Source organism: Streptomyces subrutilus, assembly GCF_008704535.1.
Lineage (GTDB): Bacteria > Actinomycetota > Actinomycetes > Streptomycetales > Streptomycetaceae > Streptomyces > Streptomyces subrutilus.
The window spans coordinates 2,200,622-2,211,878 of the sequence record NZ_CP023701.1 but is presented as its reverse complement, the minus strand read 5'-3'; the positions used below and the strand labels follow the sequence as shown (position 1 = coordinate 2,211,878).

The 11,257-nt window shown below is 75.3% G+C and carries 9 protein-coding genes; 6 read left to right on the top strand and 3 right to left on the bottom strand.

Features of this window, described 5'->3' with window-relative positions; translation table 11 throughout:
- The first annotated feature begins 144 nt into the window (after nt 1-144).
- From CP968_RS09345 to CP968_RS09330, 4 genes are all read left to right on the top strand, one after another.
- The gene (locus tag CP968_RS09345; protein ID WP_030030358.1) at nt 145-438 is read left to right on the top strand and encodes a DUF503 domain-containing protein; all 294 of its coding nucleotides are present in this window, start codon (nt 145-147) and stop codon (nt 436-438) included.
- 33 nt (nt 439-471) lie between these two features.
- Nucleotides 472-930, top strand: a complete 459-nt coding sequence (rbfA, locus tag CP968_RS09340) for a 30S ribosome-binding factor RbfA (RefSeq protein WP_150517563.1) — start codon at nt 472-474, stop codon at nt 928-930.
- Nucleotides 927-1,835 carry a tRNA pseudouridine(55) synthase TruB gene (gene truB / locus CP968_RS09335; protein WP_150517562.1) on the top strand — a complete coding sequence of 303 codons (909 nt, stop codon included), beginning with the start codon at nt 927-929 and terminating at the stop codon, nt 1,833-1,835. Before rbfA ends, truB begins: the two co-directional genes overlap by 4 nt.
- A 380-nt stretch (nt 1,836-2,215) precedes the next feature.
- Complete coding sequence (locus tag CP968_RS09330; protein WP_150517561.1) at nt 2,216-3,172, top strand: bifunctional riboflavin kinase/FAD synthetase; 957 nt, start codon at nt 2,216-2,218, stop codon at nt 3,170-3,172.
- Between the two features lie 177 nt (nt 3,173-3,349).
- On the opposite strand, the gene CP968_RS09325 is transcribed toward CP968_RS09330, so the two are convergent.
- The 3 genes from CP968_RS09325 to eccE all read right to left on the bottom strand — a co-directional run bounded on the left by CP968_RS09325 (nt 3,350) and on the right by eccE (nt 7,998).
- Nucleotides 3,350-5,872 (bottom strand): SCO5717 family growth-regulating ATPase, encoded by a 2,523-nt coding sequence (locus CP968_RS09325; RefSeq protein ID WP_189828963.1) that lies wholly within the window; start codon nt 5,870-5,872, stop codon nt 3,350-3,352.
- 159 nt (nt 5,873-6,031) lie between these two features.
- Complete coding sequence (locus CP968_RS09320) at nt 6,032-6,730, bottom strand: hypothetical protein (RefSeq protein ID WP_150517560.1); 699 nt, start codon at nt 6,728-6,730, stop codon at nt 6,032-6,034.
- Nucleotides 6,727-7,998, bottom strand: a complete 1,272-nt coding sequence (eccE, locus tag CP968_RS09315) for a type VII secretion protein EccE (RefSeq protein WP_150517559.1) — start codon at nt 7,996-7,998, stop codon at nt 6,727-6,729. Before eccE ends, CP968_RS09320 begins: the two co-directional genes overlap by 4 nt.
- Before the next feature lie 258 nt (nt 7,999-8,256).
- Here eccE and eccB point away from each other — a divergent pair, with 258 nt between their 5' ends.
- Together eccB and mycP are read left to right on the top strand one after the other, a co-directional pair.
- Complete coding sequence (gene eccB / locus CP968_RS09310) at nt 8,257-9,837, top strand: type VII secretion protein EccB (protein WP_150517558.1); 1,581 nt, start codon at nt 8,257-8,259, stop codon at nt 9,835-9,837.
- Nucleotides 9,838-9,848: 11 nt separating this feature from the next.
- Entirely contained in the window at nt 9,849-11,123 is a 1,275-nt protein-coding gene (gene mycP / locus CP968_RS09305; protein WP_150517557.1) for a type VII secretion-associated serine protease mycosin, read from the top strand.
- Nucleotides 11,124-11,257 lie beyond the last annotated feature (134 nt).

Genomic DNA, 11,257 nt, shown 5'->3' with positions numbered 1-11,257 from the left:
GGCCGGTCGGCGGAATATCCGTCGATCGGCCCCGGCCGTTGCGTGTACGGTTCTGATGACCCGTCCGCGCGGCGGACGGGTGCTCCGGCCGGGCGAAGGCCCGGCAGGCCACCGAACCCGCACCGGCGGGACATCCGGAACTGCATGTACGTGGGGACTCTGTCCTTCGACCTGCTCCTCGGCGACGTCCACTCGCTGAAGGAGAAACGCTCCGTCGTCCGGCCCATCGTGGCCGAGCTCCAACGCAAGTTCTCGGTGAGCGCGGCCGAGGTGGGCGACCAGGACCTGCACCGCAGGGCCCGTATCGGGGTCGCTCTGGTGAGCGGGGACGCGGGGTTCCTCTCGGACGTACTGGACCGCTGCGAGCGGCTGGTCGCGGCACGTCCGGAAGTGGAGCTGCTGTCCGTACGGCGGCGCTTCCACGGTGATGAAGACTGATTGCTTGTCTGCAAGAAAGAAGGAGACGGACCAGTGGCCGACAATGCGCGGGCGAAGAAGCTGGCGGACCTCATCCGGGAGGTGGTGGCCGAGAAGCTGCAGCGCGGTGTCAAGGACCCCCGCCTCGGTACGCACGTGACCATCACGGACACCCGGGTCACCGGCGACCTGCGGGAGGCCACGGTCTTCTACACGGTCTACGGCGACGACGAGGACCGGGCCAGTGCGGCAGCGGGCCTGGAGAGCGCCAAGGGCGTGCTGCGCTCCGCGGTCGGCCGGGCGGCGGGAACCAAGTTCACGCCCACCCTGACCTTCGTCGCGGACGCCCTCCCGGAGAACGCCAAGACCATCGAGGACCTCCTCGACAAGGCGCGGGCCTCCGACGCCCAGGTGCGCGAGGTGTCCTCCGGCGCCAAGTACGCCGGCGACGCCGACCCGTACAAGAAGCCCGACGAGGACGACGACTCCGACGAGGGCGCTGCCGCGGAATGAGCACCGACGCAGGGAAGACTCCGGACGGCCTGGTCATCGTCGACAAGCCGTCCGGTTTCACGTCGCACGACGTGGTCGCCAAGATGCGCGGGATCGCCAGGACCCGCCGCGTCGGCCACGCCGGCACGCTCGACCCGATGGCGACGGGCGTGCTGGTCCTGGGCGTGGAGAAGGCCACCAAGCTGCTCGGCCACCTCGCGCTCACGGAGAAGGAGTACCTCGGCACGATCCGTCTGGGCCAGAACACCCTGACGGACGACGCCGAAGGCGAGATCACCTCCTCCACGGACGCCTCCGGGGTCACCCGGGACGCCGTGGACGCGGGCATCGCCGCACTGTCCGGCGAGATCATGCAGGTCCCGTCGAAGGTCAGTGCCATCAAGATCAAGGGCGTGCGCTCCTACAAGCGCGCGCGGGACGGCGAGGACTTCGAGATCCCGGCCCGGCCGGTGACGGTCTCCTCGTTCCAGGTGTACGACATGCGGGAGGCCCGGGCCGAGGACGGCACCGAGGTCGTCGACCTCGTCGTCTCCGTCGTCTGCTCCAGCGGCACGTACATCCGGGCCCTGGCCCGCGACCTCGGCGCCGGCCTCGGCGTCGGCGGGCACCTGACCGCGCTGCGGCGCACCCGGGTCGGCCCGTACAAGATCGACCGGGCGCGGACCCTCGACCAGCTCCAGGAGGAGCTGACCGTCATGCCGATCGGCGACGCCGCCGCCGCGGCCTTCCCGCGCTGGGACCTGGACGCCCGGCGGGCCTCGCTGCTCGCCAACGGCGTGCGGATCGACATGCCGGAGGTGTACGCGGCGGGGCAGACGGTCGCGGTCTACGGGCCGCAGGGGCAGCTGCTCGGGCTCGTGGAGAGCAAGGGCGGCAAGGCGAAGTCGCTCGCGGTCTTCGTCTGACCCGGTGTGCCGGGCGCCGCGTGCGGCACGCGGCGTGCCGGGCGGCCGACGGTGCAGGCCGGCCCGCCGCGGTACCGGAGCCCTGGCAGTGGCCCGGTGGTTTCGACGTGGAGCGGTGAGCGCACATCGCTCGCTGCTCACCGCTCCACGACCCCCCTCGGATAGCTCTCTATCCATGCGGACCCCGACATTCACCCGTCCGAGCAGGCGCGCGGAGTGACTGGAGGGAGCACAAGGGGGCGCTTTCGCCGTGGGTCGCCGCCGAGCCGCCCGCCCGGACCCCGACGCCGATGCGGGGCACCGGCTGCGGGCATGGCAGTCTTAGACCTGCAATCGGCATCCATACAACGTCTCTACGGTTCGGGCGAGGAGCAGTCACAGTGCAGCGCTGGCGTGGCTTGGAGGACATCCCCCAGGACTGGGGACGCAGCGTCGTCACCATCGGCTCCTACGACGGTGTGCACCGGGGTCATCAGCTGATCATCGGACGGGCGGTGGCCGCGGCGCGCGAGCTCGGCGTCCCGTCCGTCGTCGTCACCTTCGACCCGCACCCGAGCGAGGTCGTCCGGCCCGGCAGCCACCCGCCGATCCTGGCCCCGTACGACCGGCGCGCCGAGCTGATGTCCGGGCTGGGCGTGGACGCGCTGCTGATCCTGCCGTTCACGGCGGAGTTCTCACAGCTGTCGCCGGCCGACTTCATCGTCAAGGTGCTCGTCGACAAGCTGCACGCGCGGGCCGTCATCGAGGGCCCCAACTTCCGGTTCGGCCACCGGGCCGCCGGCAACGTCGACTTCCTGCGCGAGCTGGGTGCCACCTACGACTACGAGGTCGAGGTCGTGGACCTGGTCGAGCGCGGCGAGGCGGGCGGGGGAGTGCCGTTCTCCTCGACCCTGGCGCGCCGGCTCGTCGCCGAGGGCGACATGGACGGCGCGGCCGAGATCCTCGGCCGCCCGCACCGGATCGAGGGCGTGGTGGTGCGCGGCGCGCAGCGCGGGCGCGAACTCGGCTACCCCACGGCCAATGTCGAGACCCAGCCGCACACGGCCATCCCGGCGGACGGCGTGTACGCGGGCTGGCTGACCGCGGACGGCGAACGGATGCCGGCGGCCATCTCGGTCGGGACGAACGTGCAGTTCGACGCCACCGAGCGGACCGTCGAGGCGTACGCCATCGACCGGATCGGGCTGGACCTGTACGGCATGCACGTCGCCGTGGAGTTCCTCGCCTACGTCCGTGGCATGGCGAAGTTCGAGTCGCTGGACGGGCTGCTGGAAGCGATCGGGGACGACGTGAAGCGGGCGCGGGCGCTGACCGACGCGTACGACGCGCGGCACTGAGCCCGGCCGCGGACGCGCGCCGTCGGATGCGCGCCGTCGGCCGGACGACGCAAGACCGGCGCCGGGACGAACGGCGCAGGTCGGGCGGCGGAGGACGAAGGGAAGGGCCCGCACCACCCCCGAGGGGAGGTGCGGGCCCTTTCCGTTGCCGCGGGCCGGCGCGCTCCGGCGCGGCCCTCAGCCGAGGCGGGGGTCGCGCGGGGGCTGCTGGGGTTGCGGGGGCTGGGGTTGCGGCGCCGCCGGCGGCTGCTGCCAGGGCTGGCCCGGCGGCGGGTAGGGCTGACCGTAGGGCTGCGGCGGTTGGTGCGGCTGCGGCCCCGGCTGCTGGTACGGGGGCTGGCCTTGCGGTGGGCCGTACGGCTGCTGCTGCGGCTGGGCCTGCTGTTGCGGGTGCGATTGCTGGGGGGCCTGCGGGGCTCCCCAGTGGCCCTGGGGGGCCTGCTGCTGGGCGCGCACGAAGTCCTCGGCCACCAGCGCGGAGAGGTTGAAGTACGCCTCGCGCGTCTTGGGCCGCATCATGTCGAGGTCGACCTCGGCGCCGGCCGCCAGGTGCTCGTCGAACGGCACCACGACGACGCCGCGGCAACGCGTCTCGAAGTGCTGGACGATGTCCTCGATCTTGATCATCTTGCTGGTCTCGCGGACCCCGGAGATGACGGTGAGGGACCGGGAGACCAGGTCCGCGTACCCGTGGGCGGACAGCCAGTCGAGGGTGGTGCTGGCGCTGCTGGCGCCGTCCACCGACGGGGTCGAGATGATGATCAACTGGTCGGCCAGGTCCAGGACGCCGCGCATCGCGGAGTACAGCAGGCCGGTGCCCGAGTCGGTGAGGATGATCGGGTACTGGCGGCCCAGTGTCTCTATGACACGGCGGTAGTCCTCGTCGTTGAAGGTCGTCGAGACGGCCGGGTCCACGTCGTTGGCGATGATCTCCAGGCCCGACGGGGCCTGCGAGGTGAACCGCCGGATGTCCATGTAGGAGTGCAGGTACGGGATCGCCTGTACGAGGTCCCGGATGGTGGCACCGGTCTCGCGGCGGACGCGGCGGCCCAGGGTGCCGGCGTCCGGGTTCGCGTCGATGGCCAGGATCTTGTCCTGGCGCTCGGTGGCGAGGGTCGCGCCGAGGGCGGTGGTGGTCGTGGTCTTGCCGACGCCGCCCTTGAGGCTGATGACGGCGATCCGGTAGCAGGACATCACCGGGGTGCGGATGAGCTCCAGCTTGCGCTGGCGCTCCGCTTCGGCCGCCTTGCCGCCGAAGCGGAACAGCCCTCCGACGCCCGCGCCGTTCTGGCTCCTGGGCTTCTGCTTGGCGCGCAGCAGGCGGTCGGAGGACAGCTCGACGGCGGCCGTGTAGCCGAGCGGGGCCCCGCCGGTGGCCGGCCCGGCGGCATAGCGCGGGTTGTGCGGCTGCGGAGGCTGCTGGTGCGGTTGCTGTCCGCCGGACCACGCGCCGCCGGAGCGGGGGTCGTGGTGCGGGGGCTGCGGGCCGGGGGCGGGCTGCGGCGGGTACGGGTGGGCGGGCGGCGCCGCGGGCCCGCCGAAGGCGTGCTCCGGCCCGGTCCCGGCGGAGCCGTCGACGGCCGGGGGCGGGGGCCCGTACGGGTCGGCCGGCGGGGCGGCGTCGTACGGGGCCCCGTACGGGCCGGGCACGGGCGCGTCGGCGGGGGCCGGCGCCGGTGCCGGAGCCGGTGCCGGATACGGCGCGGGCACGGGCGGCCCGGCGTCGGCGGGGGCCGCGTCGGCCGGGGCCCGGTCGGGGGAGGCCGGGGCCGCCGCGGCGGGGGTGTCGTACGGGGCCGGGTACGGCGCCGGGGCGGCCGCGTCGGCGGGCTGCCGGTCGGGTCCCCCGGGCAGGGCGGGGCCGGGGGCCCACGGCTCGACCGGAGCGGGTGCCGCCTGCGGCCCGCCGGCCACCGGAACCGCGCCCGGGTAGGGCACGGCGGCCGCGGCCCCGGTGTCGGCCGGGGCCGGCTCCTCGGGGCGGTCCGTCACGGGCGCCGGGCCGGCCGAGCGGGACGGCTCCGGGGCCGCCGCCTCGGCCGCGACCGGTGCCTGCGGTTCGGCGGGAGAAACGGGAGGGACGGGAGGAGCCGGCGACGAGGCCGGTGCCGGGGCGCGGTACGGCTCCGCTCCCGCGTCCGGCGCCTGCGCTCCGGCGGGCCCGGCCTGCGTCCGCGTGTCCTCGGGCGCCGCCGCCGGAGCGGGTGCCGGGTAGGGCTCGGGGGCCGCGGCGGTCTCCCGGTACGGCTCCGGCGCCCGGACCGGGTGCGGGGCGGGGCCGGCGTCCGGGCGGGACGGAGGAGCGGAGCCCGGGTACGGGCCCGGGTACGCGGGCGCGCCCTGGTACGGCGCGGAATCGGGGGAGTGGGCCGGGGCCGCGGACGGCAGGGGCGCCGGCGCTCCCGGCGCCGGGGGCAGCGGCGGCAGGCCCGCGCCGTCCGAAGGCGTCCGGGGGGAGGGCGGGGCCGCCCGCATCGTCGGGGGCTCGGCCGCGTCCGACGGACGGTGGGGTTCGAAGCCGCTGCCCTCGGGGAGCCCCGGCACCGACACCGGCGCGGCCGGAGCCGAGCCCTGGGTGTACCAGGCCGGCGGGGTGTAGTCGATGGTGAACTCGCCCGTCATCTCGGGCTCCGCGTCGGACTGGTCGTCCGTCGGGACGTCCCACGTCCCGCCGCGCCTCTCGTTCCGATCGCCGCTCACTGGTCCTCCTGGTCTGTCGAACACCGGGCCGGCGCCCGCCTCGACGCCGCGCCCGCACTCAGCCTAATGGCGCCCGGGCGCGCGGTCCCGCCCCGGTGCGGCGCGCCCCGGCGGGCGGCGCGGCCCGTCCGGTCCGCCGCACCCGGCGCGCCGGGGTGCTCAGTCGATTCTGCGCGCCCCGCCCAGCAGGCCCGTCTCCGCGTCCGTCCCCTGGGTCATCACGAACTGCCGGTCCCGGGGCGTGCACCACAGGGTCACCCCGTCGCCCAGCGTCGGCAGCGAGTCCACGGCGGGCCGCGGCAGGTTCATCAGCCGGCCGATCTGCTCCGCCTCGTCGGGCGAAACCCGCTGCACCCCCACCAGCGAGGACTGCCGGAGCAACCGCGGCGCGGTCGGGCTCAGATAGGGCAGCAGCGTCAGCACCGACTGCCACGGACCCGCCACCACGCGCCCGCGCGGCGGCCGCATCCCGCAGTCGCGCACCACCAGCACCGGGCTGCCGGCCGAGGCACCCTGCGGCGGCACCCGGCCCACGTCGTGCAGGGTCACGCACTGCTGGCCGCCGCCCGCCTCGCGGGCCAGCTCCGACCACACCTGGCCGCGCCCGGTCTCCACCGCCACCCGCGCGCCCGTGGCCGCCGTCCGCAGCGCCAGCACCTGCGCCGTCCACAGGCCGCCGATCAGCGTCACCTCGTACGGGGTCGGGCGGTTGACGCCGAGCACCGCCGGCCGCCCCTCCGCGTCCACGCCGATGACCACCCCGTCGTCCCCGACGGGCAGCGCCAGCGCGTCCACCTCCTCGGCGAGCAGCACGTGGCGCTCCCGGCGCGGCCCCACCAGTCCGAAACCGCCCCTCATCGGGCCCCTCCCAGCGGCAGCGAGGCGAGCAGCCCCGGCACCTGTTCGCGGTCCAACCGGACCAGCCCGGCCCGGACGCCCCGCGCCGTGCGCTCCAACTCGCGCCGTGCGACGATCAGTTCCTCGTCGCTGCGGCCGGTCACCCGGACGTGCCCGCTCAGCGTCACGCCCTGCCGGCGGCCCGCCGCCAGCGTCAGGCTGAAGGTGGTCGCGAGCGCGGGCAGCGAGGTCAGCAGCGCGACGAACTGCGGCAGCGCCGCCGCCCCGCCGCCCAAGTGCGGCCAGCGGCCGATCCAGTACGTGGTGTGCCGGCGGTCGTCGCAGCGCCAGGTCCGCGGGGTCTCCTCCGTACGCCGACCCGTGCTGGCGGAGCGGCCCGCCTGCGTGATGGCCATCGGGTTCGCGCACGAGGAGGTGGCCAGCGCGGCCGTCAGCTCCTGTTCCGTCAGCACGGTCGCGGTGAACCCGGCCCCGGCCAGCCGGCTCGCCAGCTGGTCCGCCGCCCGCACCAGGCAGCGCTGCGCCCCCGCCGGGCCGCCGCCGCGGGCGGTGACCGCCTCCGGGCACAGCTCCGGGTCGAGCTTGAGCGCGATCCAGGTCAGCCGCACCGCCGGCGTGCCCGTCCGGGCCTGCAGCGGTGCGTAGTTGCGGGTGGCCATCGACCGGGCCGGGAGGTGCGGGGCGGGCGCCGGCTGGGTGTGCTGCACCACCTGCGCGGACTCCAGCCGGATGCCGTCGACGGCGAGGGCGTCCCGGACGAGCCCCAGTGGCAGCGGCCGCGCCGCCCGGTCGGGGCGCAGGGCGGTGGCGTCCGTGTCCACCTGCACGACGGCGGTCAGGAAGGTCCCGTCGCCGACCATCCCCACCGGCCGGCGCTCGCGGTCGCTGAACGTCAGCGTGCGCAGCGCCGGATCGGCCTCGACCAGCGGGGCGAGCCCGGGCTCGGTGCCGGCCGGGACGGTCAGGGAGGCGGCGCGGCGCCGCCGGGCGCGCAGGGCGAGCACCCCGCCGATCCACTCGGGCAGGGAGCGCTGGTGGCGTCGGACGAGGGCGAGGACGGTCAGGACCAGCGCGAGGACACCGGCGGGAACCAGCAGCAGCGGTTCGACCACCCAGGCCGCCAACAGGCCGGCGGTGGCCAGCTGGAGGAGTACGAGTTGTTGCAATCGGAACGGGCCGAAGCGGCCGGGGCTCGACTCCGGATGCGGTGTCACCCCGCCGCGCACGGGCGCGGACCCGCCGGTCTGCGGTTGCGTCGCGGTGGCCATGGCTCGCGCACCTCCCCTTTCCGGGGCCGGACCCCGTGGATTCCGGCGCTGCGCGGCACCCGCCGCATCGCTCCGGAACCTCCCCAATCCACCCCAACAAGCCCTGATTGCACCGGTTCAGGCGCGGCCGGGCGGCCGCCCCACCCTACCCGGCCCCCGCCCGCCCTCCGCCACGGGGCATAGTAGGTGCCCGGTCCGATCATCGGGGCCCGGGGACCGTACTCACCGACCGGGCCGAGCGGGGAGAAGCAGGCGGTCATGGCATCACGACGTGATGAGCTCAACGCGTACACCTTTGCGAAGCGGCGCACGGTGGCCGCGTTCCTCCAGCCGTCCGCCACGGGCACCGAGGAGGGCGCCCCGCGCCCGCTGCGCGCGATCGGCCCGGGCCTGGTCGTCGGCGCGCTCATCGTGGCCGGGTTCGGCGCCTGGGGCATGTTCAAGCCCACCGCCCCCAAGGGCTGGGCCGCGCCCGGCACCCAGGTCATCGTCGGCAAGCAGTCCACCACCCGGTACGTGGTCCTGACGACCAAGGTCAACGGCAAGGACCAGCCGAGGCTGCACCCGGTGCTGAACCTGGCCTCGGCCCGGCTCCTGCTGGGCGGCTCCAAGCCCAAGGTGGTCCAGGTCGACGACAAGGTCCTGGACCAGGGCAGGCCGCCGCGCGGCCCCATCATCGGCATCCCCTACGCACCCGACCGGCTCCCGGCAAAGGAGGACGCGGGCCGGGCCAAGCGCTGGGCGGTCTGCCAGCAGCCCGGCGGCAACGGCCGCGGCGTGCAGACCGCCGCCTTCGTCCTGTCCGAGCGCGAGGGGCGGGTCCTGGACGACGGGCGCCGGGTCGGCGCGGCCCAGTCGCTCTACGTGCAGAGCACCGGCCCGGGCAAGGAGCGCTACCTGGTCGACGCGACGGGAACCCGCTACCGCTTCCCCGAGGGCGCGCAGGCCGCCGGCACCATGACCAACGCCCTGGTGGGCACCGGCGCCACCCCGCAACAGGTCACCGAGGAGTGGCTGGCCACCCTCGCCCCCGGCGACGACCTCGCCTTCCCGCAGCTGCCCGGGCGGGCGGGCGCCGACGCCGGCGTACGGGGCCTGGCCGCCGCCGACGACAAGGTCGGCATGGTCCTCACGGCCCAGACCGGTTCCGGCACGCAGTACTACGCGGTGCTGCCCGGAAAGGTCGCGCCGGTCTCCGAGTTCGTCGCCTGGCTGCTGATCTCGGCGCCCGAGACCGACGGCCTCAACATGCACGGCAAGCCCCGCGAGATCGACCTCCAGGCCATCGACCCGGACGCCGCGCCCTTCTCGGGCACCGCGCGCTGGCCGCAGCGCAAGACGGAGCGCGTCAACCACACCGCCACCGAGACCGCCCCCCAGGCCGCCTCCGCCGCCCACCGCGACACCGTCTGCAACGTCCTGCGCTCGGTCGACGGCCAGGGCGCCGCGACCCTGAGCACCTGGGCGGGCTCCGCCTTCCCCGTCGACATCACCGCCAGCGGCACGAGCGCGTACGTGACCCCGGGCTCCGGACTCCTCTACACCCAGGTCCAGGGCCGGCAGACCACCGCCGGCGGCTCCCTCTTCCTGCTCACCGACACCGGCCTGCGCTACGCGGTCCAGGCCAACGGCGACAGCGACAGCGAGCAGTCGAAGATCGGAGCCCCCGCCCCGCAGGCGCAGGAGGGCGCCGAGGCCCGCCCCGAGGCCAGCCAGGCGCAGATCCGCCTCGGCTACGGCGAGGTCACCCCGGCCATGGTGCCGATCGCCTGGTCGGAGTTCCTCTCCAAGGGGCCCCGGCTGGACACCAACTCCGCCCGCCAGCCCCAGGGTTCGTGAGGAGAGCGCCGATGCACCGAGTACCGACACCCCGCCGTCCCGCGGCCGGGCGGCGCCCGCTCCTGCCGGCCCTCGCCCTCGGCCTCGTCGCGCTCACCGCCGCACCGGCCCAGGCCGCGGACGGACCCGGCGCGCCGGGGGCCCCGTACGGGCTGCGCCCCGACGGGGCGGGGGAGTGCACCTTCCCGATGAAGAAGCAGATCGAGGACCGCCCCTGGGCCCTCCAGCGGCTGCTCCTGGACGAGCTCTGGGCCCGGACCAAGGGCAAGGACGCGCAGGGCCGGAGCGTGCGCGTCGCCGTCATCGACACCGGTGTCGACCGGGCGAACCCGCAGCTCGGCGCGGCGGTCGACCGGGGCGCGGGGCTGGACCTGGTCGATCCGAAAGGGGGCGACGGCACCGCCGACTCCGTCGGCCACGGCACGAAGGTCGCCGGACTGATCGCCGCCCGCCCGCAGCCCGGCACCGGCTTCGTCGGCCTCGCCCCGGACGCCACGATCATCCCGATCCGGCAGAACGACGGCCAGGGCAAGGGCGATTCGGGCACCCTGGCCCGGGCCATCGACCACGCGGTGGCCAAGGGCGCCCAGGTGATCAACGTGTCCCAGGACACCGACGCGCAGCTGTCCGCGGACTCCGCCCTGGCCACCGCCGTCCGCAAGGCCATCGAGGCCAAGGTCGTGGTGGTCGCCTCCGCGGGCAACGACGGCGCCGCCGGCGTCAAGCGCAGGACCTACCCGGCCGCCTTCCCCGGCGTCCTCGCGGTCGCCTCCTCGGACCGCAACAACGAACGGGCCGCGTTCTCCCAGCCCGGCGACTTCGTCGGGATCGCGGCACCCGGCGTCGACATGGTCTCCACCGTCCCCGGCTTCGGCCAGTGCATCGACAACGGCACCAGCTTCTCCGCCCCGTACGTCGCCGGCGTCGCCGCCCTGCTCCGCGCCGAGCACCCGGACTGGAGCGTCCAGCAGATCGTCTGGCAGATCCAGAACACCGCCGAGCGCACCGTCAACGGACGGGACGACTACGTGGGTTGGGGCGTCGTGGACCCGGTCCGCGCCCTCGGCCAGGACCACGAGCCGCCGAAGCCCCCCGTCCCGGACCCCGGCCCGCCGCCCGCCGCCGCCCCGCAGGCCGCCGTGCTCCGGCTGACCGAGACGCCCCGGGAGCGCGAGGAGCGGCTCGGCGCGTACGCCCTGGGCATCGCGGCGGTCCTGATCGCCGTCATCGCGGGCACCGCCACCGTCGTCCGGGATGCCCGGAACAGGCGGCGCCGTTTGCAGTGAACGGCCGCGGTCCGCCGACGGCCGCCCGACCCACCGGTGTTGGGCCGGGCGGATGAACTGGCTAGAGTGACCGCAGGCTTCACGACTGTGATCGGGGGATCGCGTGGAGCGGAGGGGGATGCCCGGTCGCGCGG